Raw genomic sequence first — 26,052 nt, 5'->3', positions numbered from 1 at the left:
CGTTTACCTTATTTATCCGAACGCAGTGCATTGATGACATGTTCCATGCCCGCACTGCGCGACCCTTTCACCAGCAAGGTGGTGTCCGGCGGCAAAGTATTAGTGACATGACGCGTTAGCGCCTCGTGATCGTTAAAATGCAGCCCACGACCAAAGGCCTCGCTGGCGGGACCTGCGGCATCACCCAGCGTTAAAAACTGATCAATCCCTAGCTCAGCGGCGTAGCGGCCAATTTCCGCGTGCAGCGCTGCCGACTCGTCCCCCAGCTCACCCATCGCCCCTAACGCACACCAGCGTGGGGCTGGGAAACTTGCCAGGGTATCCAGGGCTGCTTTGACCGCCCCAGGGTTGGCATTGTAAGTGTCATCCAGCAACTTGGCCCCCCGCAAGCCAGGTACCACGGTTAACCTACCCGCTAGCGCAGGCAGCGCTGCCAGGCGCGCAATAATTTGCTCTGCCGACACACCCAGCGCTAATGCTGCTGCGGCGGCGGCCAAGGCATTACTGACATTATGTTTGCCGAGTAGCGGCAAACGCACCTGGCCCAGCGCCTGACCATGCTGCAGTAGCGTGAAAGCATACCGCCCTTGAGGATCACAGGAAAGCGCTGAGGCACTCACATCAGCCTGGGAGTGAAAGCCAAAACTGACAACTCGCCTTGGGGCCGCCCGAGAGGCCCAGAAGGTGTAGTAGTGATCATCGCGATTCAATATGGCCGTACCCTGCCCGTTCAGCCCAGCCAGCAGTTCACTTTTCGCCTGGGCGATCTGCCCCATGCCGCCAAACTCACCCACATGGGCACCGGTCACATTGGTAATAATCGCAATATCGGGGTTTGCCAGCGGCGCTGTCCAGGCGATCTCACCCAAATGATTAGCCCCTAGCTCTATCACGGCGGCTTTATGCTGCTGACGCAATCGCAACAGGGTCATCGGCGCGCCGAAATCATTGTTCAGATTCCCCTCGGTGGCTAGCACCTCCCCTAAAGGCGTCAACAGTGCAGCGCACATCTCCTTCACGGTGGTTTTACCGCTGTTGCCGGTGACTGCGACTAAGGGGCCTTGCCATGCACGCCGGTGCGCGCCGGCCAGTAGCCCTAGAGCTAAGCGCGTATCGGGGCACACCAGTTGGGGTAGGTCACTGGCAACAGGTGTGTCAACCAACGCTGCCACCGCGCCCAGCGCGTGAGCACGCTCAACAAAATCATGACCGTCAAAATTGCCACCTTTTAAGGCAACAAACAGGCAACCCGCCTCAATTTTACGGCTATCGGTAATCACCGCAGAGATAGTTAACCGGGCGCTTTCTGACGGTGCTTCAATACCGAGCGCCGCGGCTACTTGACCAAGATCCCAGTGCATTATTGGGCTCTCCGCAGGGCAAAGGCACGCTGAATCTCTTCACTATCGGTGTAGGGGTGGCGGACACCTTCGATCTCCTGATACGCCTCATGCCCTTTGCCAGCGATCAGCACCACATCCTGGGCACCAGCTTGTTTAATGGCCGCTGCCAAGGCTTCGCGGCGATCACCGATTTCAATGGGATGCGCGCTAGCCGAGAAGCCCGCCAAAATCTGCTCACGGATTTGCGCGGCGGGCTCGTGGCGCGGGTTATCATCGGTGATCACTATGCGATCCGCCAGCGGCTCGGCGGCCCTGGCCATTTCGGCGCGCTTACCTGTATCGCGTTCACCGCCGCAGCCAAAAACGCACCATAATTGACCCGCATCACCCAGGTGAGCGCGTAGCGCCTGCAGGGCACTTTTCAGGGCATCCGGCGTGTGGGCGTAATCAACCACTACGCTGGGAGCGCCAACATCGCCATACAGCTCCATGCGCCCCGGCACCGGCGTCAGCGCCATCGCTGCATCAAACAGCGCATCAAGGGGTTCGCCTAATCCGTACAACACGGCCATTGCCAGTAACACGTTATCTAAATTAAACCGCCCGATTAACTTTAAGCGCAGTATTTTCTCGCCGTCTGGGGTCGCAATCATCGCCTGCTGCCCCTGCTCAAACGCCTGCCAATCGAGCACCCGCAATGTCACGGCTTCGTCTTGCCCGGTGGCCAGCACGCGTACGCGGTTGCTGCAGCCGGCCAGCATTAAACGCGCCAAGGGATCATCACCGTTGACCACCGCCAAGCTAAGCTCAGAGCGTCTAAACAGCTTGGCCTTTGAAGCGGCGTAGGCGGCCATGCTGCCGTGGTAATCCAAGTGGTCACGGGTCAGGTTGGTAAACACCCCTACGCTGACGTTGACCGCTTCCAAACGGTACTGATCCAGGGCATGGGAAGAGGCCTCCAGAGCAACACGTGTTACCCCCTGCTGCGCCAGCTCTCCCAACGTCGCCTGCAGCGCCAGGGGCCCAGGCGTGGTTAGCCCGCTGTCGTTCAACTCGCCGGGGCGCCCCACACCCAAGGTGCCGACGAGGCCGGCAGGTGTGCCCAGGGCCTCGCTAAGGGCTGCGATGTAATGGGTCACCGAACTTTTACCATTCGTCCCCGTTACGGCAATGACTTCCAGCTCACCGGGCACCTTAAACAACGCTCGCCCTAGCTCTCCCAAGCGTGATGACAGATGCGGCAATGTCAGCACCCGCCCATCGAGCTGAACATCACTGTGCGCCCCCTGCGCTAAAACAAGCGCCGCACCGGCCTCAAGCGCTTGCTCGATAAAGTCGCGGCCATCACGCTGGCTGCCCGGCACGGCGACGAAAATATCCCCTTTGGCAAGCTTGCGCGAGTTCATCTCAATGCGCACCTGATCCGGCAGCTTAGGCAGATCAGCGGGCAGTGGTAACTTGGGCCATACTTTCGCAAGCGCCGTTAATACATCGCCTGGACTCAGCGTCATGCAATCTCCTTTAAAAGCTACTCCGCCTCGTGATCCGGCGGAACGTCTAACAAGCGTAAAGCATTCCCTGTCACACTGGAAAAAACCGGTGCGGCGACAGCGCCGCCGTAGAACTCGCCCGCCTTGGGATGATCAATCATTACCACAGTGACAATACGCGGATCAGAGATGGGGGCTATCCCGGCAAAAACGCTGCGGTAAGCATCGGTGGTATAACCTTGCAGGCCTACTTTACGCACTGTGCCCGTTTTACCGCCAACGCGATAGCCCTCTACACGGGCTCTGCGGCCACCGGTATAGGCCGCCACCGACGTTTCGAGAATATTCAGCAGATCATTGGCAACCGTCGGTTCGATCGCAGGAATACCCTGGGGTGGCTCAGAAAGGCGCAGCAACGAGGGTGGCAAACGCATGCCATCATTGGCTAACGCCGTGTAAGCACTGGCCAGTTGTACCGCTGACACAGACAAGCCGTAACCATAGGCGAGGGTCGCTCGCTCGCTGCGCGACCAGCGAACCGGCGACGGCAGGCTCCCCGTAGACTCGCCTGGAAAGCCGGTTCCGGGCGCCTGGCCCAAACCTAGCTGATTATACTTTTCCCAAATCGCCGTATCGCTTAACCGCAGCGCCAGGCGGGACATACCCACATTTGAAGAGTGTTCCAGAATGCCAGCCAAATCCAATTCGCCATAATTACGGAAATCGCGGATGGTGAACTGATCCAGCCGCATCCAGCCGGGCGAGGTGTCCACGATAGCGTTACGATCCACCACCCCACTTTCCAACACGGCGGCCATGGCCAATGGCTTCATCACCGAGCCCGGCTCGAACACATCTACCAGCGCCTGATTACGTAACCCGCGTGGATCAAGCCCCGCTCGATTATTAGGGTTATAGGAGGGTAAGTTAGCCATGGCCAAAACTTCCCCGGTGCGGGCATCCATCATTACCAGCACGCCGCCATCAGCCTCATTCTCAGCCACCGCGGCGCGCAGCTCACGGTAGGCCATATATTGAATACGCTGATCAATGGAGAGGGTCAGTTCGCCCCCCGGCTGGGCTTCGTTAATCACTCCCAGCTCGCGCACCAGCCGCCCACGGCGATCCTTAATAACCCGCCGTTGACCTGGGCGGCCCGCTAGGTAAGGCTGATAGGAGAGCTCTAGCCCCTCCTGACCGACATCATCCACATTGGTAACCCCCAGCAACTGGGCGGCGACCTCACCGGCAGGATAGTAGCGTTTATATTCGCGTTGCGGATATACGCCGGGCGTGCGCAGGTTAAGTATCTGCTGGGCCGCCGCGGGGGTCATCTGACGGCGCAAATACATGAACTCATGTTCACTAAAGCGCGCCACCCGAGACTCAAAGTCGCTTAACGTCATACCCAACGCCTGGGCTAACATAACGCGCTGAATGGCATCATCGGGTAATTCTTGCGGGTTGGCCCAAAGAGTCACCACTGGCGTGGAAATAGCCAACGGCTCGCCATTACGGTCAGTAATCATGCCGCGGTGGGCGGGGATCGTTTCGTGACGGAGGGTACGTGCGTCACCCTGGCTTTGCAGAAAGGGGCGGTCAATGACCTGAAGCAAGGTAATGCGGCCAATCAAAATAATAGATGCCAAGCCAATGGCAACCAGCATAAACATGAACCGCCCGCCGCCGAGAGGGGGCGCAATCGGAGCCTGGCGGGAGGTACCGCCTCGACGTTCGTTTCTCATGGCCGAATCACCTCAACATCATGGACGTCGGGGATTCGCATACCCAGGCGATCAGTGGCAATTTGTTCAATGCGGGCAGGCGTTGACCATGCGCCCTCCTCAAGCAGCAGCTGTCCCCACTCCGTTTGCAGCTGGTTCTCTTCCTGCTCCAGCTGTTGCAGCTGAGCAAATTGAACCCGCGTCATATGGGTAGTGACGACCACACCTAGCCCGGAAGCCATGCAGAGTAGAAACAACAGCGTAATAACTACCGGCCAGGTGCGTAGGCGCAGCCTGAAAGGCCATTCGGTGCGTAGCGTGGTCGCCCACTGCTCAATCCGATCCATGCTCATGATGATATTTACATCCGTTTGCGTGCAGCCCGCATGACAGCACTGCGTGCGCGAGGGTTTGCATCCACTTCCTCCTCGCTGGGACGCACGCCTTTGCCCAGCGCTTCAAGCCGCCGATTCAGCTGATCGTCGCGAATAGGCACTCCACGCGGTAGGTCGGTATCGCCGCGCACATGATGGCGAATAAAGCGCTTCACACGGCGATCTTCCAGGGAATGAAAACTGATCACCACTAAGTGACCACCCGGCGCCAACGCCTCAAGCGCGGCGTCTAAAGCACTGTCTAACTGCTCCAACTCGCCGTTGACGAAAATACGCAGGCCCTGAAACGCCTTGGTTGCTGGGTGGCGTCCCTTCTCCCAGGCGGGGTGGGCAACTTTTAATACTTCCGCTAAATCCACCGTATGGGTAAACGGCTTCTCAACCCGACGAGTCACAACGGCGCGGGCCAAACGCTTGGCATAGCGCTCTTCGCCGTAAGTTTTCAACACATAGGCAATATCTGCTTCGCTGGCACGGGCCAGAAAATCAGCCACGCTTTGCCCCTGGGTAGGATCCATACGCATATCCAGCGGGCCATCACGCATAAAGCTGAAGCCGCGCTCGGGGTCATCAAGCTGGGGAGACGAAACGCCGACATCAAGCAGCACCCCAGAAAGCTTGCCGAACACGCCCTGTTCGCGGGCAAACTCGGCAAGCTGAGCAAATTCGCGCTGGGTAATCAGGAAGCGTGGATCGGCTATTTCAGCAGCGGCGGCAATCGCCTGGGGATCACGATCCATAGCCAGTAGCTGGCCCTGGGCATCCAGACGATCAAGAATAACCCGTGAGTGACCGCCCCTCCCGAAAGTACCGTCCAGATAGATGCCCTGCGCATCATGAACCAAGGTATCGACAGCACCCTCCAGTAGTACGCTGGTATGGCGAAAGCGGGGAGCAACCTGTTCAGCGTCAGGAGAAGGCATGTTTTTCTCACACAAGATGATAGTGACAGCGTAATAAAGAGCGTGGGTGCACGCTCTGGTACGTAATATGGGGGAGTCGGCCGATAAGCCGGGTTCTGTCGTGGACAGCCATTCCTCTAGGCGCTGCGTTACCACAGCGCTCAAGCAACCTACCCGGATCCAGCGCGGGCCACGCCATTGGATCCCTATTTGGTCTTGCTCCGAGTGGGGTTTACCATGCCACGCACTGTTGCCAGGCGCGCGGTGCGCTCTTACCGCACCCTTTCACCCTTACCGGCCCCGGAGGGCTTAGGCGGTCTACTCTCTGCTGCACTTTCCGTCGGCTCACGCCGCCCAGGCGTTACCTGGCACTCTGCCCTATGGAGCCCGGACTTTCCTCCCCCAACACCTTTTGAGGGGTATTAGCGGCGACTGTCTGGCCAACTCCGGCGGCAAGCATACCAGCGCCCTCGACTAGCCTCAATGCTCACCTTTAATTGCTTGCAAGCGCGCGTACCAAGTCTGCTTGCGACCACCGAGCATTCGCGCCGCAATTGCAGCGCCCTGTTTGACGCCAACCCCCTCGGCCAACAGCGTTTCTAACAACGCATCCGCTGATATAGCCTGATGCTCACTCTGCTCGACCGGCGGGGCGCCGGCGACAATGACCACAAATTCGCCGCGAGCCTGATTAGGATCAGCGGTCAACTGCGCCAATAGCGACGCAGGGGTACCGTGCAGAAACGTTTCGAAGGTTTTGGTTAGCTCACGCGCCAATACCACATCGCGATCCGCCATTTGCTCCTGCAGTGCCTCAAGAGTGTGCACGATACGGTGAGGTGATTCATAAAACACCAGCGTCTCTTCGCGGGTTTTCCAACCGTCCAACGCTTGGCGACGCGCGCCTGGCTTGGCGGGCAGAAAACCCGCAAACACAAAGCGGTCTGTCGGCAAGCCCGCGCCTGAAAGTGCAGTAATCAGCGCGCAGGGGCCCGGAATGGGCACTATATGGCGATTGCGTGCCCGTAACTCGCGCACCAACACAAAACCTGGGTCGCTAATTAACGGTGTTCCGGCATCGCTGATCAGGGCAATATCCTCACCTGCTGCAAGGTAACTATCCAGGGTATCCACCCGGCGCGCTTCGTTGTGCTCGTGCAAAGAAAGCATGGGCTTATTCAGCCCCAAGTGCGCCAACAGGCGCCCACTGTGGCGGGTATCTTCAGCCGCAATACGCGAAACTTGTCCTAACACCCGAGCGGCACGCGCGGTTAAGTCATCCAAATTCCCAATTGGCGTGGCAACCACGTACAATGTGCCCGGATTATCGTCTGTCATTGTTGACTCTCAATTCGTTGATGGCTTGCCCTGCTGGTGCGCTATGCTTGTGCAGTGGCTTTGTCAATCGCTGACAAGCAGCGACAGCGCAAATGGAAACCTAAGGAAGGATACATGAAACAGTCATTACGTGGCTTACTCGCCGCTGCCCTCATGGCATTTCTGGTTGCTGGCTGTGCGATGCAATCGCCTAGCGTGGTAGATCGTGCGCCCGATGAAGATCCCGGCCAGCTACTCAGCCAAGCCGAACAGCAAGCACCAGAACAGGCCGCCAAGACACGCTTGGAAGCGGCTAATATTCTGGCCCGCCAAGGTGAGCGCGACAGAGCCTTTGAAACCGCCGACGGGATCGATGAAAGCCTGCTATCAGAACCGGATCGTGTCCGTTGGGCGCTGCTCTTTTCCGAACTCGCCCGCGCCCTGAATGAGCCGCGCGCCGTACTTCGTGCAGCACAAGTGCTTGACGACGAACTACCGATGCAGGCCAATCAGCAAGAGAGGCTTGCAGAGCGCCAACGCTGGGCCCGCGAGGCACTTGATCAGCCCAGCGATGCCGTTAGCGTTGCGCTACCAGAGCTCGAGGGCCAGGAAATACGCCGCATTGTGGTTGCGCTGCCTGAATCAGGCCCGCTGAGTAGTGTTGCCAACACGATCGCCACGGCCATGCGTCAGCACCATGATGTCAAAGGTAGCAATGTCGAGTTGAGCTTTCTGGACGCCTCGCGCTACTCGATGGATGAGCTTTATGACCGCGCCCAGCAGATGAATGCGCAACTGATTATTGGCCCGCTAGACAAGGATCAAGTCACCCAGCTAGAGCAGCGCGATAGCGTACCGCTCCCGACACTGGCACTCAACTATGGCAGCGGCGAAAGCAACCAAGCCCAGCGCCTGTTCCAGTACGGCCTTTCGGCTGAAGACGAAGCGCGTCAAGTCGCTCGCCGCGCCTGGCAGGATGGACACCGCCAAATGTCCATGATGGTACCGGATAACGGCTGGGGTCGCCGCGTAGGTGAAGCCTTCTGGAATGAGTGGCACAGCCAGGGCGGCGAGATCACTAACGCCGTACGCTACAACCCCGAGAGCTCGGTCTCCAATGCCGTACAAACGGCTCTCAATGTCAGCGGTGATCGTGCTCGCCTAAGCAATATTGACGCTCTGTTCCTGCTCGCCTTGCCTGAGTATGCCCGCCAGGTGCCCCCGACCATGGATTACTACTACGCCCCCGACCTACCTATCTATGCTACCTCACACTTGCATGAAGGACGCTTGCAGACGCGCCTTGACCAAGATCTAAACGATGTCATGTTTGTGGATATCCCCTGGCAGATCCCCGATGCCGCTGTGGGCGGCGAAGAGGCCCTGCCCTTTGCATCTACCTATCAAAGCCTGCGCGACGAATCCGATGCTTCTATGTTCCGCCTAATGGCCATGGGCGTAGATGCTTACGAACTGGCCATCCGCTTTTCCGATCTGGGCGAGCTTAATGGCCTTAATGGTAGCACCGGTACTCTCTACCTGAGTGGCGACGGGCGCATCTACCGCGAGTTGCCCTGGGCCAAATTCCAGAACGGTGTGCCTTCGCCCATTTTAATCCCAAACCTGGTCGACAGTGACGACTAACGCCCACACTGCCCGCGCCCGCGGTGCAGCCATTGAGCAAATTGCCGCTCAATGGCTGCGCCAGCAGGGGCTCACCCTGATCACGCAGAATCATTACGTGAAAGGGGGTGAGCTTGACTTGATAATGCGAGATGGCGATATTCTTGTCTTTATTGAGGTCAAACACCGTACGACGACGCGCTACGGGCATCCACTGGAAACCGTCACTTACCAAAAACAGCAGCGCCTGGTGCGTGCGGCACGGCTTTATATCGCCCGCGGCGGGCTTTCATCGCCTTGCCGCTTTGATATTCTGGCGATAACGGGCAAGCCACCCAACCTTGAATTTGACTGGGTGAAAGCTGCCTTTGATGCCTTTTGACGGTTTTTAAAAGCTGTTTTTAAAACTATTTGTAATAACCATTTTTTTAAAAGCTGCCTTTAAAAACACTCATTAACACTCTCATTTTACCAGGAAGCCCCTGATGGACTTTCAATCTCGGATACTCGACCACTTCAACGCCAGCATCGACACCAAGACCTACGCCAGCGAAGTACTTCCGCCGTTTATTGAAGTGGCCAGCCAAATGATGGTGCAGTGCCTTGTCAGCGAAGGAAAAATTCTCACCTGCGGCAATGGCGGCAGCGCCGGTGACAGCCAGCACTTCTCCTCAGAACTGCTCAACCGTTTTGAACGTGAACGCCCCAGCCTACCCGCACTGGCCCTGACTACCGACACCTCTACGCTAACCTCAATTGCCAACGACTATAGCTATAATGAGGTGTTTTCAAAGCAAATTCGCGCCTTAGGGCAGCCAGGTGATGTATTGTTGGCTATCTCCACCAGCGGTAATTCAGGCAACATTGTGCAGGCCATTCAAGCCGCCCATGATCGCGACATGACCGTGGTTGCGCTTACTGGCCGCGATGGTGGCGATATGGCGTCGCTATTAGGCCAGGATGACTGCGAGATTCGCGTCCCGGCAACATCGACGGCGCGCATTCAGGAGGTTCACCTACTGGTGATTCACTGTTTATGCGATCTTATCGATGAACAGCTGTTTGGCAGCGCCTAATCACTTTATTAGCGCGTTGTCACGCAGGATATTGTTTAACTGAACGTTTTTACAACCCATGCTCTATCTGCCAGCACTAAGGAGTCATACCGATGACCCAACGCCTCTCCCCCCGCGGCTTACTGGTCGCTGTGCTTTGCGCAGCACTCTTCATCACTGGCTGCGCCAATAACTCAGCCTCCAATCAGTCCAACTATGCCCAACGTAGTGACGATGTTGAAGCCGTCGATACCACCATCGAACGTGAAGTCGGTCGCGCTCTGGAACGCGCCGATGCACGTCTAGCCGATGCCCGCATTCATGCCCATAGCTATAACGGGGTTGTACTACTGGTGGGGCAAGTGCCTAGCGAAGAGCTTCGCGATATGGCGGAAGACGTCACTAGCCAGTTACGCGGCGTTAATCGGGTTCATAACGAGCTAACCATCGCCGCTAATCTACCCACAAGCCAACGCCTAGCCGACACCTGGCTCACCACCAATGTAGTTAGCCAACTAGCCACCAATGACCGCATCGACTCTTCAAAAATAAAAGTCACTTCTGAAAATGCCAGCGTTTATCTAATGGGCCGCGTTACCCGCGAAGAGGCTGATCGCATTGTCAACGCAGCCTCCTCGGTGGGCGGCGTACAGCGTATCGTAAAGGTATTTGATTACCTCGACTAAGCATCACGCCAAGGCACTCTATTAGCCACAAAAAAGCCTCGCTTAATAAGCGAGGCTTTTTTGTGCGGCTACCGCTGGGGGTTATTTAACAACCCGCAGGGTTGGCTTTTTCTTCGCCTTGCTCTTTGCTTGCGCCTCTTTATCAGCGTCTTCGCTTGAAGCGTTAGAATCGCCGCCAGGCTTTTCAGCAACCGGCTCAGTCACCGACAGCTCAGGCTTGGTAGAGGACTTCTCCTCATCCTCAATATCACCAAAGGATTCGGCACCTTCGCCCAGTTCAGGCTCATGGCCAAAGACCATTCCAGCGCCATTTTCTCGGGCATAGATAGCGATTAAGGCCTCGGTCGGTATCATCACCTGCATAGGCTGCCCGCCAAAGCGCGCATTAAAACCTATCGCCTGATTCTCCATAAAGAGATCACGCACAGCGGTCGGCGCTACGTTCAAAACGATCTGACCGTTCTGAACAAACTGGCGAGGTACTTCCACGCCTGGCAAGGTAGCGTCAACCACTAGGTAAGGCGTCAACTCATTGTCCAACAACCACTCATAGAGGGCTCGGGCGAGATAGGGGCGACTCGATTTCATCTAGACTCCCTCCTCCTTACAAGAAAGGCTCCCTGCCCTTATCACGCGCAAGGGAGCCGAATGAATTCAAGCGCGCATCTCTTTTTCACGCTCACTTAAAGATGCCTTAAATGCTTCACGCTCGAATACTCGCGACATGTACGACAGCAGCGGCTTGACCTGTTTTTCAGGCAACTCGATATTGAGCTCCGGCAAACGCCATAATAAAGGCGCCAAACAGCAGTCCACCAGCGTAAACTCTTCGCTCATAAAGAAAGGCATGTCCTCGAAAATTGGCGATATGCCAATCAGACTTTCACGCAACTCTTTACGTGCCTTATCTGCCTCTTTCTTTCCACCGCTACGAATCAGGTCGACCATTGGGCACCACTCGCGCTCAATGCGGTGCATCCAAAGGCGGCTTTGCGCACGCGCTACTGGATAAACAGGCAACAGCGGAGGATGCGGAAAACGCTCATCCAAGTACTCCATCATGACTTTGGATTCATACAGCACCAAGTCACGATCTAACAGCGTTGGCACGCTGTTGTACGGGTTGAGGTCTGCCAGCTCTTCCGGTGGTTTTTCGTCGAGCACATCGACAATATCGACGGCAACCCCCTTCTCGGCCAACACAATGCGCACACGATGACTGAAATGATCATCACTACCTGAGTAAAAGATCATCGACGACCGCTTGGCCACAACACCCATGAAAGCATCCTCACATCAAAACAATCTTGGATAATAACACGCCAGCGCTACCTTAGGGGAAGCTAGCCTGCTTTGCTTTATTGCCATGCCGACAAGCAAAAGGCGCACGGCTTACGCCGTGCGCCCTACTGACCATCAGCTACTGCTAATTAGTGGATATCTCGCCAGTACTCACGCTTGAGCAGGTAAGCAATCACACCAAAAATGAAAATAAAGATCAGTACTTTAGGCGCCAGCGTCTGGGCCTGAAGCTTGGAGGGCTCGCCTACGTAAGCCAGGAAGTTAGTAAGATCATACATCGCTTCCTCAAACTCAGCTGGTTCGAGCTCACCCGGTTCGGTCACCTGCAGCACATCACACGACTGGTACTTGCCCGATAACGCATCCGGCTCTTGGCCTTCTACCGGGTGATCCGTTTCAGCACACACCAGCTCCTGCACGCCCTGCAGAGGCTCCAACACGTTCGGCATTGCGACTAAGTCAAACACCGTGTTGTTAACGCCCGTGGGACGGCTAGGGTCTTTGTAGAAACCCAGCAGATAGGAGTAGATCCAATCAGTTCCACGCACACGCGTTTTTAGCGACAGATCAGGCGGCGGCGCTCCGAACCAACCCTCTGCATCGCCACTGTTCATGGCGTTATGCATCTGATCGTTATAGGCCAAATCAGGTGAGAAAATCAGATTCTCTTCAACCAGATCCTGAGGCATTCCCAAGTCGTCTGCCGCACGCGAAAAACGTTGGTACTGAAGCGAGTGGCAGCCCATGCAGTAGTTAACATAAAGCTTCATGCCATTTTGCAGCGAGGCTTGATCTTGCAGATCAGGATCCATCGAGTGGGGCACGCTTGCGCCCCCTGCAGCCATCGCGGTTACTGGCACTAAGGCGAAAAGGAGTCCAAATAGATACTTTTTCATTAGCCAGTCACCCTTTCCGGAACGGGTTTAGTCTTCTCCAGCTTGGTGTAGAACGGCATCAAGACAAAGAAGGCGAAATAAATCACGGTGCACGCCTGGGCTAGGAGCGTCCTACCCTCTGTCGATGGCAATACACCCAATACACCCAGAATGACAAAGCTGATAGCAAATAGCAGCAGCATTACTCTCGACATCCAGCCTTTGTAACGCATAGAGCGCACCGGACTACGATCCAGCCAGGGCAGAACAAACAGTATGGCAATCGCCGCCCCCATAAATATAACCCCCAGGAACTTAGCGTCTAAGCCAAACACCGAGAAGGTTATCGCGCGCAAAATGGCGTAAAACGGCGTCATATACCAAACGGGCGCAATGTGATCGGGCGTCTGCAGCGGGTTCGCCTGGTCAAAGTTAGGCCGCTCAATGAAATAGCCGCCGCCTTCTGGGAAGTAGAATACCACCACACAGAAAACAAACAGGAAGACGGCCACGCCAACAAGGTCTTTCACCGTGTAGTAGGGGTGGAAAGGAATTCCGTCCAGCGGTATACCCGCCTCATCTTTCTTCTGTTTGATATCAATGCCGTCTGGGTTGTTAGAACCCACCTCATGCAGGGCAATGATATGCAGCACAACAAGCGCCAGAATAACGATCGGCAAGGCGACCACATGCAGAGCAAAGAAGCGGTTAAGGGTAATACCTGAAATCAGGAAATCACCACGTACCCACTGCGCCAGATCGGGCCCGATTGCCGGAATAGCCGAGAATAGCGAGATAATAACCTGCGCGCCCCAGTAGGACATTTGCCCCCATGGTAGCAAATAGCCCATAAAGGCTTCCGCCATAAGCACCAGGTAAATCGTCATACCAAAGACCCACACCAGCTCACGAGGGGCTTTATAAGATCCGTATAAAAGGCCGCGGAACATGTGCAGATAGACGACGAGGAAGAAAGCAGAGGCACCGGTGGTGTGCATATAGCGAATCAGCCACCCCCACTCCACATCTCGCATTATGTATTCGACGGAATCGAATGCACCTTCAGCAGAGGGGTTAAAGCTCATGGTTAGCCAAACCCCGGTCAGGATTTGATTAACCAGTGCCAGCAGCGCTAACGAACCAAAGAAATACCAAAAGTTAAAGTTTTTCGGCGCATAGTATTTGGAAAGGTGCTCTTGCCACATTTGTGTCGCAGGGAAGCGGTCATCCACCCAACGCATGAGGCCTTTTTCCGCTTTGGCTTTATTCGGATTACCCATTAGGCAGCCTCCTCATCTTCGCCGATGACAATGATATCGTCATTCTCAAAGCGGTAGGGTGGAACCTCAAGATTGGTCGGCGCAGGGACGTTACTGAACACGCGACCCGCCAAGTCAAAGCGAGAACCGTGGCAAGGACAGAAGAAACCACCCGGCCAGTTATCAACACCGACACCTTCAGCGTCGGGCTCGGGACGGAAAAGCGGCGAACAGCCCAAATGCGTACAGATACCGATCAACACCCCAATTTCAGGCTTGATAGAGCGCATATGCCCTTCAATATAAGGTGGCTGCTGAGGCTCTGTTGATTCTGGATCCGCGAGCACGCCCTCCCCAAGCGACTCAGTTCGCTCGATCATCTCCGGCGTGCGATTGATAATCCAGATTGGGCGACCACGCCACTCAACAGTCATACGCTGCCCAGGCTCAAGCTTGGATATATCTGCTTGAACGGGAGCACCCGCTGCTCTTGCCCTGGCACTAGGCTGCCAAGAAGCCACAAAGGGTACCGCTACCCCGACAGCACCTACCGCACCTACTACGGAGGTGGCGCCTACGAGGAAACGGCGTCGGCCTTTGTTTACGCCGTTATCTGCCATTTCAGGTTTCTCCCATCAGCTTACCCGTTCCGCCGCAAAGAGATCCCGCGGCGACGAATATTAATTACGCTCTATGGTAAAAAAACAAAGCGCTGTGCACAAGAACAACCGCTCGTGACCATAGTGGTACAAGCAATATAATTTTTTGATATTCCAATAAAAAACGCCCAGGTCGATGACCTGGGCGTTTTGCCGCATAGCGTGGAAATTAACGCTTAGAGAACTGCGGACGACGACGTGCTTTGCGCAGGCCGACTTTCTTACGTTCAACTTGACGCGCATCACGCGTTACGTAGCCAGCGGCACGTAGCGAAGGACGCAGGTCTTCATTGTAGTTCATCAGGGCGCGGGTAATGCCGTGACGAATAGCGCCGGCTTGAGAGGAGCCACCACCGCCAGCGACAGTCACGAAGATGTCAAACTGGTTCAGGGTTTCAGTCAACTCAAGCGGCTGGCGAACAACCATGCGACCGGTAACACGACCAAAGTAGAGGTCAAGGTCTTGGCTGTTGACAGTAATTTTGCCAGAGCCCGGCTTCATAAACACGCGAGCGGTGGAAGTCTTGCGGCGCCCGGTACCGTAATACTGCTGTGTCATGGCGAAGATTTCCTCAGATGTCTAGTTCAAGCGGCTGTTGGGCAGCATGCGGATGCTCGGCACCGGCGTACACTTTTAATTTAGTGTACATGGCGCGACCCAAAGGACCTTTCGGCAACATGCCTTTAACGGCTGACTCAATAATACGCTCAGGCGCATGATCAAGCATTTTGTCGAATGTCATAGAGCGCAGACCGCCCGGGTAACCAGTGTGGCGGTAATAGGTTTTAGCCTTCGCCTTGTTGCCGGTCACATGGACTTTCTCTGCGTTGATAACGACGATGTAGTCACCGGTATCAACGTGAGGGGTAAATTCGGGCTTATGCTTGCCACGTAAGCGGCGAGCAATCTCGGTTGCCAGACGACCGAGCGTTTTGTCCTTAGCGTCGACAACATACCAGTCGCGCTGGACGGACTGCGGCTTAGCACTGAACGTCTTCATGGATAAAAATCACCAGATTAAATGTATTGGGTGACTCACACCGTTACACGGCGAAGCACCATCCCTATTCTTTTTGGTTGCTGGTTTACGCCAGCAACATGCAGCGAGGCGGCATTCTACAGTAAGGCTACTTACAAGTTAAGCCGTTTCGCGACTTTTTTATTGGGTCGACGCACACCCCGGCTCTTAAGGTTTATGCGCCAGCGCCAGGTACTCTTTGGACTGCATCTCTTGCAGGCGTGAAAGGGTTCGCTGGAACTCAAACGTCAGCTTGCCATCGCTATACAGCTCTTCAATCGGCGCTTCTGCTGACATCAGCAGCTTCACGCCGCGGTCATAAAACTCATCGACCATATTAATGAAGCGACGCGCCTGATCATCCTGCTTGGCATCCATACGCCTGACATTGGAAACCAACACTGTATGGAACTCCCGGGCCAGCTCAATATAGTCGTTTTGACTGCGCGGCCCATCGCAGAGCTCCAAAAATTCAAACCAGGCAACGTCATCATGCAGACGGCGCGTTTTTAGCACCCGGTGGTTGACCTCCAGCGATGCCTCCGACTCCCCTTCGTTCCCCGCTATTTCCCGAAAGCTGCGCGACAGTTCACGCTCAGCGGACGCATCCAACGGTGAGTAAAAGATGGCGGCTCGCTCTAAGGCGCGCAGCCGATAGTCCACCCCAGAATCGACGTTAACCACTTCACAGTGGCGGTTCACAAGCTCAATAGCCGGCAAAAAGCGCGCCCGTTGCAGGCCATCTTTATATAAATCATCAGGCACAATGTTGGAGGTCGCCACCAGCACCACTCCACGCTCGAACAGCGCTTCCAGCAAATTGGCGAGAATCATGGCGTCGGTAATATCTTTAACAAAAAACTCATCAAAGCAAATAACCCGCGCCTCAGTGGCAAACTTGCCGGCGATTAGCGTGAGCGGATTCTTTTCACCTTTATAGTGGGTCAGCTCGTTATGAACCCGCTGCATAAAGCGGTGAAAATGGGTGCGCATTTTATCGGGAAAGGGCAAGGCTTCATAAAAGGTATCGACTAGGTAAGTTTTGCCACGCCCTACTCCGCCCCAAAAATAGAGACCCTTAACTTGAGGCAAAACAGGCTCCTCAGGCGACGAGGATTTCTTACCCATAAACCCCGCCATTTTGGCTTTTAACCCTTTATGCAGGCCTTTATTAGCGACCAACGCTTTGGGGACCGTCGTAGGCGCGGCAACAAGCTCATCGTAGAGCCGCTGAAGATGCTTTACCGCCAACTCCTGAGCGGCATCATATTGAAAATCATCGCGCTCTAAGTCCGCCCGATAGCGCTCTATAGGCGATGCAGGGCGCGTCTTTATCGCTGCCCCACCCGCAGATGTTGATGACATGCACTCGCCTCCTACAGCATATAAGGCAGTAGCCAGCACAACCACTGGCAACCTTAAGAAGGCAGTGATTATACCTGTAGAGACATCTAAGCGCATGAGTGGATTGACCCAACCGGCTGACTGACGCCTATAATAGCAGCCTGTTCGATTCTTAAGCTGCTAGCTAATGCAGCCTAACTGTTATATTCAAGGCGCCAGGGAGAACACTGTGGACGCAAGCTCACCATTAACGTTTGCCATCATCGGGTTTATTGTCGGCCTAATCGTTGGAGCGGTCGCATATCGGCTGTTCAGCAAAAGCCAGCGCGAGGCCTCTTCCATGCGCCAAAAGCTACTCGAGCGCGAGCATCAGATTGCCGAGATGAAGAGCAGCGTGGGCAGTCATTTAACGGGCATTTATCAACGTTTAAGCAATATTCGTGATGAAGCCAACCAGCTTGAGCTTCAGCTCAAAGAGGACGCAGCGGAGTGGAATATTCGCGATGCAGCCATTCATCAACCCAGCCTCGATCTTTCGGGCGTCGATTCAGCCCAAGAGCAGCAGACAACGGCTGACACCAACACGCCTGCTACGCCCCGCGACTACGCGGATGGCAAAGGCGGCACGCTGTCTGAAGACTTTGGCCTGAAAGGCAATGAGGCGACGACACCCCAGCCGCCGCCGCGCTACTAGCCCCCAATAATAATTAATCAGCCCCGGCTTCTGCTATCAGCGATCCGGGGCATTGAATGTTAAGCAGGGTTATCAATATTCACAAAACGATGCTCAACGTCGTACTCATCGCTTAACCACTCGCCCAGCGCCTGAATCCCATAGCGTTCAGTGGCGTGGTGCCCGGCAGCGATATAGTGAATGCCCATTTCCCGCGCCAGATGAGTAGTCCGTTCGGAAATCTCACCCGATACGAATACCTGCGCGCCAGCATCGAAGGCAGCGGTAATCATGTCTTGCGCCCCACCGGTACACCAAGCAATGCGTTCGATATCTCCCACCTGCGGGGCTTCAATGACCAAAGGCTCACGCTGCAAGGTTTGCGCTATTTGCGCGGCTAGAGCGCTAACCGACTGCGACTGCGCTAAACGCCCTGACCACAAAAGCCCCTCCCCCAGCTCGCCATCAATACACCCTTCTACCTTCCACCCCAGGCGACGGGCCAACTCGGCGTTATTGCCCATTTCTGCATGCGCATCCAAGGGCAGATGATAAGCTAACAGGCTGATATCATTATCAAGCAGCGTTTTAATCCGCTTCTGTTTCATGCCAGTAATCGCTACGGGCTCATTCTTCCAAAAGTAGCCATGATGCACCAGCACCATATCCGCCTGCCAAGCGACCGCCTCATCCAGTAGCGCCTGACAGGCAGTCACCCCCGTCATGATACGCTTGACGTGCTCGCCGCCAGCTACCTGCAAGCCGTTAATGGTAAAATCTTTAAATTCCGCCGCACGTAACTGATGGTCACAGGCCGCCACTAATTGGTCACGATGAATCATATTGCATCCTTTATTGATTTAACTGCACCCGTGAGGAAGTTGCTAAGAAAGTGTTACCATAAAACCATTGTAAAACTTGCTGCTTTTTATCGCGAACAGCAAGACCGACCCGCTAAGGAAATGATCGCATGCGACGCTACGTGCTGCCTTACCTCTGGCCTGTTATCACAGGCGTACTGCTCGCGGTGGTGATCCTTTTTGCACTTCCCGAGCAGCTACCCAACCCGTTTCGTGGCTCATCGCCACAAGCCCCTCAGACGCCAGCCCCGGTGATTTCTACGACCCCGACACTGGTAGAGCCCAATCCCAACCGCCCCGCGCCAGAAATTCATCAAGCGGCGCCACTATCTCGCAACGAAGGCCCCGCTAGTTACGCACAGGCAGTCGAGCAGGCCGCGCCTGCAGTGGTTAACATTTACTCGTCACGCATTGTTGAGCGCGACCAGCACCCGCTGATGTCGGATCCGTTTTTTCAGCAATTTTTTGATAATCAGGGTGACGACGCCACCACCCACCAGCGGATGCTGTCTAGTTTAGGCTCTGGCGTTATCGTCAGCGAGGACGGCTACGTACTGACCAATCACCATGTTATCAACGGCGCCGATGAAATCCAGGTCGCCCTGCGTGATGGGCGCGAAACCCTGGCGGAAGTTATTGGTACAGACCCAGAGAGTGATTTAGCCGTGCTGAGAATAACTCTGGACGATCTGCCGGTAATTGAACTGGCGGATTCTGCCGATGTGGCAGTAGGCGATGTCGCGCTCGCCATTGGCAACCCTTTTGGCGTCGGCCAGACGGTCACCATGGGCATCATTAGCGCCACGGGGCGCAATCATTTAGGGCTCAATGCCTACGAAGACTTTATTCAAACTGATGCGGCCATTAATCCGGGCAATTCAGGCGGCGCGTTGATCAACCCCGAAGGCGCTATGGTCGGGATTAATACGGCGATCTTCTCGCGCTCAGGTGGCTCTCAAGGCATTGGCTTTGCCATTCCCGCCAACCTTGCCCACAGCATTCTCGATGAATTGGTCACTCAGGGACGGGTGATTCGTGGCTGGCTGGGTATTGAAGCGCAGGCGCTATCCCGCGAACTGGCGGCTTCCTTTGGGCTGCAAACGCCCCAAGGCGTCATCGTCGCCGGCGTTGTCAGCGGCGGGCCCGCCGAGAAAGCGGGGCTGGAGCCGGGCGATGTACTACTCTCCGTCGACGGTCAGCCTATTTTGGATGCCCGTAACACGATGAGCGAAATCGCCTCTATAGCCCCCGGCACTTCGCTACCGCTCACCATCGTACGCAGCGGCGAACGCATGGAAATGACGCTGGAAGTGGGAGAGCGTCCACTGCCCACCACTCCGATTAATGAAGAGACTCCCAGCCAACGCGACTCATAAAGGCCTCACATAAGCGCCTAAGTCAGCATGTCTGCTAGGCGCTTTGTTAGACGCTGTCGTTATCTATCTAAGTTATCAATCGCGAATCCGGTACTCCGCTGAGCGGGCGTGAGCGGTTAATGACTCTCCCCGCGCTAACACCGAAGCTATTTTACCCAGCTCGGAGGCTCCCTCTGCCGAGCAGTGAATAATCGAAGAGCGCTTTTGGAAATCGTAAACGCCCAGCGGTGAAGAGAAGCGCGCTGTGCCAGAGGTAGGCAGCACGTGGTTGGGACCAGCACAGTAGTCACCTAGCGCTTCGGCGGTGTAACGCCCCATAAAGATGGCACCAGCATGGCGAATATCGTCTAACCACGTTTCCGGGGCAGCCACCGAAAGCTCCAGGTGTTCAGGGGCGATCCGGTTAATCAGCGTAATCGCCTCTTGGGCGTCCTGGCAGAGCACCAACGCTCCTCGCTTACGCAGCGACTCACGCACGATTTCTTCGCGCTCCAAGGTGGGCAGCAGCCGCTCAATCGCCTCTTCGACGGCCTCTAAGTGCTCAGCATCCCAGCTCACCAAAATCGCCTGGGCATCTTCGTCGTGCTCGGCTTGAGAAAACAGGTCCATCGCCAGCCAATCAGGATCGGTCTGACCATCGGAAACCACCATAATTTCCGAAGGCCCGGCAATCATATCGATGCCCACTTGACCAAATACCGCACGTTTGGCTGTGGCCACATAAATATTGCCCGGCCCAACTATTTTATCGACTCGGGGGACACTTTCCGTGCCGTAAGCCAGCGCTGCGACGGCCTGAGCGCCACCTATGGTAAACACATAGTCGACACCTGCCAGGTGAGCCGCTGCCAGCACCAGCTCATTGAGCACGCCATCGGGGGTAGGCACGACCATAACGATTTCACGCACGCCGGCCACATGGGCAGGAATGGCATTCATCAGTACAGAGGATGGATAAGCCGCTTTTCCGCCCGGCACATAAATGCCGGCGCGATCCAGAGGGGTGACTTTCTGCCCCAGCACCGTGCCATCAGCCTCTTCATACTGCCAGGAGTTGGGCTTTTGGCGCTCGTGGTAGCGCTTAATCCGCTCGGCGGCACTGGAGAGCGCCTCTCGCTGCTCAGCAGGCAAGTTGTCAAACGCCCTTTTCAACTGCTCGGGCGTCAACTGCAGCTCATCCATCGAGGTAGCAGAAAGCCGGTCAAAACGATTGGTGGCTTCCACCACCGCCGCATCGCCCCGCTGCTTTACGCTGGCAAGGATTTCTTCTACTCGCGTCTGTACCGCTTTATCAGACACCCCTTCCCAATCCAACAGCGCATCAAGCCGATGGTTAAAGGCAGCATCGCTTGTCGATAGGCGTGAAATCGTCGCAGTCGTCTGTTTGCTCATGGGGGTCACCTCAGATCATTCGGCAAGCTGGGTCTGACGCTTTTTGACCGCACTGGCTAAGCGGTCGAGTAACGGCTTAATACGCTCATGCTTCATGGTCATGGCGGCCTTATTGACCACTAGCCGGGTGCTGATATGGGCAATAAGCTCGCGGGGCTCCATGCCATTTGCCCGCAGGGTATTGCCAGTATCGACGATATCGACAATCTCATCGGCTAGGTTCATCAGGGGCGCAAGTTCCATAGCGCCGTAGAGCTTGATCACTTCGGCCTGAATCCCCTGTTCGGCGTAGTAGCGGCGCGCCACGTTAACAAACTTCGTTGCCACCCGACGCCGGGCGCGGGCTGGCAATTGGCCGGTCACTCCCGCAGTCATCAACTTACAGCGGGCAATCTCCAAATCCAGCGGCTCGTAAAGCCCTTCGGCACCGTGCTCAAGCAGTACATCTTTACCCGCAATACCGACATCGGCTGCCCCTAGCTGAACGTAGGTGGGCACATCGGTGGCGCGGATAATCACCAGTTTTACGTCGGGCAAGTTGGTATCAAATAGCAGCTTACGGCTTTTGCTTAAATCCTCTGCAGGCGTAATGCCCGCATCGGCTAGCAGTGGCAGCGTCTCTTCCAGAATACGGCCCTTCGAGAGGGCTAAAATCAGTTGCTTACTCATCATGTCGCCCAGTGGTTATTAGCATACAGGGGCTTAGCAGCAGGGGCTCAGCAGAAATGGTCTAGCCAGGAATACGGCGAATGCGCGCACCCAGTAGCTGCAATTTCTCTTCGATACACTCGTAGCCGCGGTCAATGTGATAGATGCGGTCTACAAGGGTTTCGCCCTCGGCCATCATGGCCGCAATCACCAGCGAAGCCGACGCGCGCAGATCGGTTGCCATTACCGGCGCACCGGAAAGTTTCTCGACCCCCTCGATCAAGGCGGTGTTGCCTTCCAGCACAATATTGGCGCCCATGCGGTTTAGCTCTTGAACGTGCATAAAGCGGTTCTCGAAGATAGTCTCGACTACCCGAGAGTGCCCCACGGCCACTGCGTTCATGGCCACGAACTGCGCCTGCATGTCGGTAGGGAACGCAGGATAAGGCGCGGTACGAATATTTACCGCCTTAGGGCGCTTGCCGTGCATATCCAGGGCAATCCAGTCGTCGCCACTAGTGACTTCGGCCCCCGCCTCTTCCAGCTTAGCGATGACCGCATCCAGGATATCGGCCCGGGTACGCTTGACCTTGACCCGGCCGCCGGTCATGGCGGCGGCGACTAGAAACGTGCCGGTCTCGATACGATCGGGCATGACATCGTGTTCGCAGCCGTGCAGCTTCTCGACACCTTCGATAGTAATGGTGTCAGTACCCTGGCCGCTGATTTTAGCGCCCATTTTGATCAAGCACTCTGCCAAGTCGACGATTTCAGGCTCGCGGGCAGCGTTTTCTAGAACGGTTTTGCCTTCGGCCAAGGTCGCCGCCATTAGCAGGTTTTCGGTACCGGTCACCGTCACGGTATCAAAGTAGATAGTTGCGCCTTTCAGGCGACCGTCGACCCGCGCGCGGATATAACCCGCCTCAACGCGAATCTCCGCCCCCATGGCTTCTAAACCGCGAATGTGGAGATCCACCGGCCGCGAGCCGATGGCACAACCGCCGGGCAGGGACACATCGGCTTTACCGAAGTGGGCAAGCAGAGGGCCCAGCACCAGGATGGAGGCACGCATTTTCTTCACGAGCTCATATGGCGCGTGGCACTGGGTCACCTGGGAGCCATCCAACTGAATACTCAGTTTTTCGCCCATCACCGGCTCAACGCCCATGCGGCCAAGCAGCTCTAGCGTGGTGGTAATATCCTGTAGGTGGGGCAAGTTACCAATTACCACAGGACCATCGGCCAGCAGGCTGGCACACAGGATTGGTAACGCCGCGTTTTTGGCGCCGCTCACCCACACTTCACCGTCTACCGACCCATTGCCGGTAATAATTAATTTATCCATGGGGCGACCGTTATTGAACGTTTTCCGGTGCAGTTTGCCACTGCGCCGGAGTAAACGTTTTGATGCTAATAGCGTGGAGCGCGCCCGAGGCGATCTCATCACTCAGCGCTGCATAAACCAGCTGCTGACGTTTGACCGGAGAGAGACCTTCAAAGGCATCGCCAACCGCAATCACCTGAAAGTTACAGCCTTCACCCTGGATATGGAACTGACATCCGTCAATACGGGATTCAAGCAGTGCTTTTACCTCGTTGGGTTGCATGGCGCAAAAACTCCTTTGGGGTCATCGTTATCATTGAGCGTAATTGGGTCGACATAATAAAGAAAAGCAGCGCGCTTGGCGATGCCGTACTTTTAAACTGCCAAGGTAGCGGTGGGTTGCTCAATCAACGCATCCAATTCAGCCAGTGAGGCAAGGCGGCGCAGCGGAGCTGAAAAGTGAATGGATTGAACCTGGATACCGCGCTGCTGGCAGATGCGAAGCCATTCAAACAGCACGCTAATAGCAACGCTGCTGGCCTTTTCAACGCGGCTGAAATCAAAGCTGATGGTGGTGAGCTCGGTGTGTTTGAGCCATTTAACGCCACTGGCGGCCAAATCGGCCGCCACGGTTACCTCCACATCCCCCACTACCAGCAGGGTGGCATCATCTACGCTAACGGTGACGCTAGGGTGTGAAAACAGCGCTGTCACGCATCGCCTCCCTGCTCCAGCTCTTCAACGCCCACCTCTGGCGACCACCCATCAATTACCGCATCGTAATCGCGGTTGTTATCGCGCATGGCTTGGTCAAACTGATTGCGGAAGGTTAGCCCCAGATTAATACCATTAACGATCACATTCACCACCCGCCATTCGCCGTCAGAGAGCCTTAGACTATAGCTAACGGGATATACTTGCCCGTCACTGGCCACGACTTCCATGGCAACGCTGGCCTGGTCGTCATAGCGCTGTGCCTGCTGGGTATCCAACACCCGCAGCTCATCGTAATCAAACGTCACCAACCCGCGGGTATAGGTATCAATCAGCGTTTGCCGAAACACATCGACAAAACGACGGCGCTGCTCCGGTGAAGCATTGCGGAAATAGTTGCCCATCACGCTGGCACCGATATAGCGAAAATCTGCCACCTGGTCGAGATTGCTATCCACCAACGCCTCAAGCTCGCTAAGGTTATTGGCATAGTAATCCTTGCGGCCCTGAAGATCTGCCATCAGCGACTCAACGTTATCGCGAACCATCTCTTCTGGCGTCTGAGACTGCGCATGCGACTGCAATGGCACCATTAACGCTGCCATCATTACGACGACCCATAACCAACGCCCCCACATCAAGTTCACTCCATTCATAACGCTTATCTCCCTACCCGTGATTACACAGGGTTAGTGCCTGCAATTTGAAACATTAGCTATTTAACACAGTAGCTATTTAACACATTCGCTACTTGAAACATCAGTTACTTGCCATATTGGACACAAATTGCTGGATAAGTTCTTCCAGCACCAGCGCCGACTGGGTGTCGCGAATGGTGTCGCCATTCTCCAGCATCTCGGGGTCGCCGCCCACGCTTAGGCCAATGTACTGCTCGCCTAATAAGCCTGCAGTCAGAATAGAGGCAATCGAGTCTCTTGAGAGCTGGCCTTCAAGTTCGCTATCCAGGCTGAGCACCACCCGCGCATCGAACCACTCGGTATCTAGTTCAATCGCTTCTACTCGCCCCACCGTTACGCCCGCCATAGTGACCCTGGCACGGGGCTTTAAACTGCCAATATTGGCAAAGTTGGCCTCTAGCTGAAATGACTGTGTGGGTGCAGAGAGCGTCAGTCCACTAACCCGCAAGCCGAGGAACACAAGCCCCAGGATGCCTGCCACCATAAACAGGCCTACACCGAACTCCATGGTTTTACTGCGTTTCATGAAACTGCTCCAGCCATTAAAGGCCGCCAAACATCATGGCGGTCAACACAAAATCAAGCCCCAATACTGCAAGCGACGAATACACTACCGTGCGCGTAGTAGCACGCGAGATACCTTCCGAAGTGGGCACCAAATCATAACCCTGGAACACCGCAATCCAGGTTACCACCAGGGCAAATACGGCGCTTTTGATCATGCCGTTACCAATATCACTGAGAAAGGCCACGTTGGCTTGCATATTGCTCCAGTAGGAGCCCTCGAAAACGCCTAACCACTCGACGCCCACCAGGTAGCCGCCCCAAATACCCACCACGCTAAAACCTACCGTTAGGATAGGCAGCGACACAAAGCCAGCCCACAGGCGTGGGGCCACCACGCGGCGTAGCGGATCAACCCCGATCATTTCCATGCTGGTGAGCTGCTCGGTGGCTTTCATCAAACCAATCTCGGCGGTAAGCGCTGAGCCTGCCCGGCCAGCAAACAGCAGCGCCGCCACTACTGGGGCAAGCTCACGCAATAGCGAAAGCGCTACCATTTGACCCAGCGCCTGCTCAGCCCCGAAATCAACCAGAATGGTATAGCCCTGCAGCGCCAGCACCATGCCGATAAACAGCCCAGACACCAACACAATGGCCAGCGAAAGCACGCCAACAAAGTGCATCTGGTGCAACCACAAACGCCAACCTTCCCGGGAAGGCACGCCAATCGCTGACTGGAATAGAAACACCCCGGCACGGCCTAATGCTTCCATTAAATCGCACCCTCGACGCCCTAGCCGGGTGATACGCGCGGTGCTACTAGAGAACTTTGACTGCATTAACCCTGCCCTTTATTTGCCCTGCATGTGT

At 55.6% G+C, this 26,052-nt stretch carries 29 protein-coding genes and 1 other RNA gene; 6 read left to right on the top strand and 24 right to left on the bottom strand.

The annotated features are described in order from the left end of the window. Positions 1 to 8: 8 nt before the first annotated feature. The 7 genes from U738_RS06370 to rsmI all read right to left on the bottom strand — a co-directional run bounded on the left by U738_RS06370 (position 9) and on the right by rsmI (position 7,192). Complete coding sequence (locus U738_RS06370; protein ID WP_035578433.1) at positions 9 to 1,361, bottom strand: UDP-N-acetylmuramoyl-tripeptide--D-alanyl-D-alanine ligase; 1,353 nt, start codon at positions 1,359 to 1,361, stop codon at positions 9 to 11. Beyond that, on the bottom strand, positions 1,361 to 2,854 hold the full coding sequence (locus tag U738_RS06365; RefSeq protein ID WP_035578430.1) for a UDP-N-acetylmuramoyl-L-alanyl-D-glutamate--2,6-diaminopimelate ligase: 1,494 nt from the start codon (positions 2,852 to 2,854) through the stop codon (positions 1,361 to 1,363). Before U738_RS06365 ends, U738_RS06370 begins: the two co-directional genes overlap by 1 nt. A gap of 17 nt (positions 2,855 to 2,871) precedes the next feature. Next, on the bottom strand, positions 2,872 to 4,578 hold the full coding sequence (locus U738_RS06360) for a peptidoglycan D,D-transpeptidase FtsI family protein (RefSeq protein ID WP_035578427.1): 1,707 nt from the start codon (positions 4,576 to 4,578) through the stop codon (positions 2,872 to 2,874). Continuing rightward, positions 4,575 to 4,910 carry a cell division protein FtsL gene (ftsL, locus tag U738_RS06355; protein ID WP_035578423.1) on the bottom strand — a complete coding sequence of 112 codons (336 nt, stop codon included), beginning with the start codon at positions 4,908 to 4,910 and terminating at the stop codon, positions 4,575 to 4,577. Before ftsL ends, U738_RS06360 begins: the two co-directional genes overlap by 4 nt. A gap of 8 nt (positions 4,911 to 4,918) precedes the next feature. After that, complete coding sequence (rsmH, locus tag U738_RS06350) at positions 4,919 to 5,875, bottom strand: 16S rRNA (cytosine(1402)-N(4))-methyltransferase RsmH (RefSeq protein ID WP_035578420.1); 957 nt, start codon at positions 5,873 to 5,875, stop codon at positions 4,919 to 4,921. A 68-nt stretch (positions 5,876 to 5,943) separates the two neighbouring features. Continuing rightward, an RNA gene (gene rnpB, locus U738_RS22720) (RNase P RNA component class A) lies at positions 5,944 to 6,302 on the bottom strand. A gap of 32 nt (positions 6,303 to 6,334) precedes the next feature. Continuing rightward, positions 6,335 to 7,192: a 16S rRNA (cytidine(1402)-2'-O)-methyltransferase gene (gene rsmI, locus U738_RS06345; RefSeq protein WP_035578418.1), complete on the bottom strand. Its 858-nt coding sequence runs from the start codon at positions 7,190 to 7,192 to the stop codon at positions 6,335 to 6,337. A gap of 114 nt (positions 7,193 to 7,306) precedes the next feature. Between rsmI and U738_RS06340 the strand changes: the two genes are divergently transcribed. The 4 genes from U738_RS06340 to U738_RS06325 all read left to right on the top strand — a co-directional run bounded on the left by U738_RS06340 (position 7,307) and on the right by U738_RS06325 (position 10,535). After that, positions 7,307 to 8,815 carry a penicillin-binding protein activator gene (locus U738_RS06340; protein ID WP_035578415.1) on the top strand — a complete coding sequence of 503 codons (1,509 nt, stop codon included), beginning with the start codon at positions 7,307 to 7,309 and terminating at the stop codon, positions 8,813 to 8,815. Next, on the top strand, positions 8,805 to 9,176 hold the full coding sequence (locus U738_RS06335; RefSeq protein WP_035578413.1) for a YraN family protein: 372 nt from the start codon (positions 8,805 to 8,807) through the stop codon (positions 9,174 to 9,176). Before U738_RS06340 ends, U738_RS06335 begins: the two co-directional genes overlap by 11 nt. A gap of 103 nt (positions 9,177 to 9,279) precedes the next feature. Further along, entirely contained in the window at positions 9,280 to 9,870 is a 591-nt protein-coding gene (locus tag U738_RS06330; RefSeq protein ID WP_035578410.1) for a phosphoheptose isomerase, read from the top strand. Positions 9,871 to 9,962: 92 nt separating this feature from the next. After that, positions 9,963 to 10,535, top strand: a complete 573-nt coding sequence (locus U738_RS06325) for a BON domain-containing protein (protein WP_035578408.1) — start codon at positions 9,963 to 9,965, stop codon at positions 10,533 to 10,535. A gap of 81 nt (positions 10,536 to 10,616) precedes the next feature. Here the strand turns inward: U738_RS06325 and U738_RS06320 are convergent, their stop codons facing one another. The 8 genes from U738_RS06320 to zapE form a co-directional block, all read right to left on the bottom strand. Further along, positions 10,617 to 11,123: a ClpXP protease specificity-enhancing factor gene (locus tag U738_RS06320; protein WP_035578405.1), complete on the bottom strand. Its 507-nt coding sequence runs from the start codon at positions 11,121 to 11,123 to the stop codon at positions 10,617 to 10,619. A 66-nt stretch (positions 11,124 to 11,189) separates the two neighbouring features. After that, entirely contained in the window at positions 11,190 to 11,816 is a 627-nt protein-coding gene (sspA, locus tag U738_RS06315) for a stringent starvation protein SspA (protein WP_035578403.1), read from the bottom strand. Between the two features lie 149 nt (positions 11,817 to 11,965). Beyond that, positions 11,966 to 12,733 (bottom strand): cytochrome c1, encoded by a 768-nt coding sequence (locus tag U738_RS06310; protein WP_035578400.1) that lies wholly within the window; start codon positions 12,731 to 12,733, stop codon positions 11,966 to 11,968. Beyond that, entirely contained in the window at positions 12,733 to 13,992 is a 1,260-nt protein-coding gene (locus tag U738_RS06305) for a cytochrome b (RefSeq protein WP_035578398.1), read from the bottom strand. Before U738_RS06305 ends, U738_RS06310 begins: the two co-directional genes overlap by 1 nt. Continuing rightward, positions 13,992 to 14,591 carry a ubiquinol-cytochrome c reductase iron-sulfur subunit gene (gene petA, locus U738_RS06300; protein ID WP_035578395.1) on the bottom strand — a complete coding sequence of 200 codons (600 nt, stop codon included), beginning with the start codon at positions 14,589 to 14,591 and terminating at the stop codon, positions 13,992 to 13,994. Before petA ends, U738_RS06305 begins: the two co-directional genes overlap by 1 nt. Positions 14,592 to 14,799: 208 nt before the next feature. Further along, complete coding sequence (rpsI, locus tag U738_RS06295) at positions 14,800 to 15,189, bottom strand: 30S ribosomal protein S9 (RefSeq protein WP_035578392.1); 390 nt, start codon at positions 15,187 to 15,189, stop codon at positions 14,800 to 14,802. A gap of 13 nt (positions 15,190 to 15,202) precedes the next feature. Beyond that, entirely contained in the window at positions 15,203 to 15,631 is a 429-nt protein-coding gene (gene rplM / locus U738_RS06290) for a 50S ribosomal protein L13 (RefSeq protein WP_008958668.1), read from the bottom strand. Positions 15,632 to 15,817: 186 nt separating this feature from the next. After that, positions 15,818 to 17,014: a cell division protein ZapE gene (gene zapE, locus U738_RS06285; protein WP_035578390.1), complete on the bottom strand. Its 1,197-nt coding sequence runs from the start codon at positions 17,012 to 17,014 to the stop codon at positions 15,818 to 15,820. A gap of 208 nt (positions 17,015 to 17,222) precedes the next feature. Between zapE and U738_RS06280 the strand changes: the two genes are divergently transcribed. Continuing rightward, a complete protein-coding gene (locus tag U738_RS06280; protein WP_035578388.1) occupies positions 17,223 to 17,687 on the top strand; it encodes a YhcB family protein in 465 nt (154 codons plus the stop codon). Between the two features lie 59 nt (positions 17,688 to 17,746). Here the strand turns inward: U738_RS06280 and U738_RS06275 are convergent, their stop codons facing one another. Beyond that, positions 17,747 to 18,508 (bottom strand): Nif3-like dinuclear metal center hexameric protein, encoded by a 762-nt coding sequence (locus U738_RS06275; protein WP_035578385.1) that lies wholly within the window; start codon positions 18,506 to 18,508, stop codon positions 17,747 to 17,749. A gap of 128 nt (positions 18,509 to 18,636) precedes the next feature. On the opposite strand from U738_RS06275, the gene U738_RS06270 reads away from it, so the two are divergent. Beyond that, positions 18,637 to 19,902 carry a Do family serine endopeptidase gene (locus U738_RS06270; RefSeq protein ID WP_035578382.1) on the top strand — a complete coding sequence of 422 codons (1,266 nt, stop codon included), beginning with the start codon at positions 18,637 to 18,639 and terminating at the stop codon, positions 19,900 to 19,902. Between the two features lie 75 nt (positions 19,903 to 19,977). Here the strand turns inward: U738_RS06270 and hisD are convergent, their stop codons facing one another. The 8 genes from hisD to mlaE form a co-directional block, all read right to left on the bottom strand. Then, the gene (hisD, locus tag U738_RS06265; protein WP_035578379.1) at positions 19,978 to 21,294 is read right to left on the bottom strand and encodes a histidinol dehydrogenase; all 1,317 of its coding nucleotides are present in this window, start codon (positions 21,292 to 21,294) and stop codon (positions 19,978 to 19,980) included. Between the two features lie 15 nt (positions 21,295 to 21,309). Further along, entirely contained in the window at positions 21,310 to 21,963 is a 654-nt protein-coding gene (gene hisG / locus U738_RS06260) for an ATP phosphoribosyltransferase (protein WP_035578376.1), read from the bottom strand. Between the two features lie 61 nt (positions 21,964 to 22,024). Next, complete coding sequence (gene murA / locus U738_RS06255; RefSeq protein ID WP_035578374.1) at positions 22,025 to 23,287, bottom strand: UDP-N-acetylglucosamine 1-carboxyvinyltransferase; 1,263 nt, start codon at positions 23,285 to 23,287, stop codon at positions 22,025 to 22,027. A 10-nt stretch (positions 23,288 to 23,297) separates the two neighbouring features. Beyond that, positions 23,298 to 23,549, bottom strand: coding sequence for a BolA family protein (locus U738_RS06250; RefSeq protein WP_007114696.1), 252 nt, complete (start codon positions 23,547 to 23,549; stop codon positions 23,298 to 23,300). A gap of 92 nt (positions 23,550 to 23,641) precedes the next feature. Then, entirely contained in the window at positions 23,642 to 23,980 is a 339-nt protein-coding gene (locus U738_RS06245) for an STAS domain-containing protein (RefSeq protein ID WP_035578371.1), read from the bottom strand. Then, positions 23,977 to 24,618 (bottom strand): MlaC/ttg2D family ABC transporter substrate-binding protein, encoded by a 642-nt coding sequence (locus U738_RS06240; RefSeq protein WP_081899044.1) that lies wholly within the window; start codon positions 24,616 to 24,618, stop codon positions 23,977 to 23,979. The genes U738_RS06245 and U738_RS06240 overlap by 4 nt, the downstream gene beginning before the upstream one ends. 121 nt (positions 24,619 to 24,739) lie before the next feature. Continuing rightward, positions 24,740 to 25,204 carry an outer membrane lipid asymmetry maintenance protein MlaD gene (mlaD, locus tag U738_RS06235; protein ID WP_035578367.1) on the bottom strand — a complete coding sequence of 155 codons (465 nt, stop codon included), beginning with the start codon at positions 25,202 to 25,204 and terminating at the stop codon, positions 24,740 to 24,742. Between the two features lie 16 nt (positions 25,205 to 25,220). Further along, positions 25,221 to 26,021: a lipid asymmetry maintenance ABC transporter permease subunit MlaE gene (gene mlaE, locus U738_RS06230; protein WP_035578364.1), complete on the bottom strand. Its 801-nt coding sequence runs from the start codon at positions 26,019 to 26,021 to the stop codon at positions 25,221 to 25,223. Positions 26,022 to 26,052 lie beyond the last annotated feature (31 nt).

The sequence above is a fragment of the Halomonas sp. TG39a genome, from assembly GCF_000744395.1.
GTDB classification, from domain to species: Bacteria; Pseudomonadota; Gammaproteobacteria; order Pseudomonadales; family Halomonadaceae; genus Vreelandella; species Vreelandella ventosae_B.
The sequence above is the reverse complement of the archived record's forward strand: the minus strand, read 5'-3'. Positions and strand labels throughout refer to the sequence as shown.

Coding starts and splice junctions, on each gene's coding strand:
- U738_RS06370 (WP_035578433.1), bottom strand. CDS start 1,361: ATGCACTGGGATCTTGGTCAAGTAGCCGCGGCGCTCGGTATTGAAGCA.
- U738_RS06365 (WP_035578430.1), bottom strand. CDS start 2,854: ATGACGCTGAGTCCAGGCGATGTATTAACGGCGCTTGCGAAAGTATGG.
- U738_RS06360 (WP_035578427.1), bottom strand. CDS start 4,578: ATGAGAAACGAACGTCGAGGCGGTACCTCCCGCCAGGCTCCGATTGCG.
- ftsL (WP_035578423.1), bottom strand. CDS start 4,910: ATGAGCATGGATCGGATTGAGCAGTGGGCGACCACGCTACGCACCGAA.
- rsmH (WP_035578420.1), bottom strand. CDS start 5,875: ATGCCTTCTCCTGACGCTGAACAGGTTGCTCCCCGCTTTCGCCATACC.
- rsmI (WP_035578418.1), bottom strand. CDS start 7,192: ATGACAGACGATAATCCGGGCACATTGTACGTGGTTGCCACGCCAATT.
- U738_RS06340 (WP_035578415.1), top strand. CDS start 7,307: ATGAAACAGTCATTACGTGGCTTACTCGCCGCTGCCCTCATGGCATTT.
- U738_RS06330 (WP_035578410.1), top strand. CDS start 9,280: ATGGACTTTCAATCTCGGATACTCGACCACTTCAACGCCAGCATCGAC.
- U738_RS06325 (WP_035578408.1), top strand. CDS start 9,963: ATGACCCAACGCCTCTCCCCCCGCGGCTTACTGGTCGCTGTGCTTTGC.
- U738_RS06320 (WP_035578405.1), bottom strand. CDS start 11,123: ATGAAATCGAGTCGCCCCTATCTCGCCCGAGCCCTCTATGAGTGGTTG.
- sspA (WP_035578403.1), bottom strand. CDS start 11,816: ATGGGTGTTGTGGCCAAGCGGTCGTCGATGATCTTTTACTCAGGTAGT.
- U738_RS06310 (WP_035578400.1), bottom strand. CDS start 12,733: ATGAAAAAGTATCTATTTGGACTCCTTTTCGCCTTAGTGCCAGTAACC.
- U738_RS06305 (WP_035578398.1), bottom strand. CDS start 13,992: ATGGGTAATCCGAATAAAGCCAAAGCGGAAAAAGGCCTCATGCGTTGG.
- petA (WP_035578395.1), bottom strand. CDS start 14,591: ATGGCAGATAACGGCGTAAACAAAGGCCGACGCCGTTTCCTCGTAGGC.
- rpsI (WP_035578392.1), bottom strand. CDS start 15,189: ATGACACAGCAGTATTACGGTACCGGGCGCCGCAAGACTTCCACCGCT.
- rplM (WP_008958668.1), bottom strand. CDS start 15,631: ATGAAGACGTTCAGTGCTAAGCCGCAGTCCGTCCAGCGCGACTGGTAT.
- zapE (WP_035578390.1), bottom strand. CDS start 17,014: ATGTCATCAACATCTGCGGGTGGGGCAGCGATAAAGACGCGCCCTGCA.
- U738_RS06275 (WP_035578385.1), bottom strand. CDS start 18,508: ATGATTCATCGTGACCAATTAGTGGCGGCCTGTGACCATCAGTTACGT.
- U738_RS06270 (WP_035578382.1), top strand. CDS start 18,637: ATGCGACGCTACGTGCTGCCTTACCTCTGGCCTGTTATCACAGGCGTA.
- hisD (WP_035578379.1), bottom strand. CDS start 21,294: ATGAGCAAACAGACGACTGCGACGATTTCACGCCTATCGACAAGCGAT.
- hisG (WP_035578376.1), bottom strand. CDS start 21,963: ATGAGTAAGCAACTGATTTTAGCCCTCTCGAAGGGCCGTATTCTGGAA.
- murA (WP_035578374.1), bottom strand. CDS start 23,287: ATGGATAAATTAATTATTACCGGCAATGGGTCGGTAGACGGTGAAGTG.
- U738_RS06250 (WP_007114696.1), bottom strand. CDS start 23,549: ATGCAACCCAACGAGGTAAAAGCACTGCTTGAATCCCGTATTGACGGA.
- U738_RS06240 (WP_081899044.1), bottom strand. CDS start 24,618: ATGTGGGGGCGTTGGTTATGGGTCGTCGTAATGATGGCAGCGTTAATG.
- mlaD (WP_035578367.1), bottom strand. CDS start 25,204: ATGAAACGCAGTAAAACCATGGAGTTCGGTGTAGGCCTGTTTATGGTG.
- mlaE (WP_035578364.1), bottom strand. CDS start 26,021: ATGCAGTCAAAGTTCTCTAGTAGCACCGCGCGTATCACCCGGCTAGGG.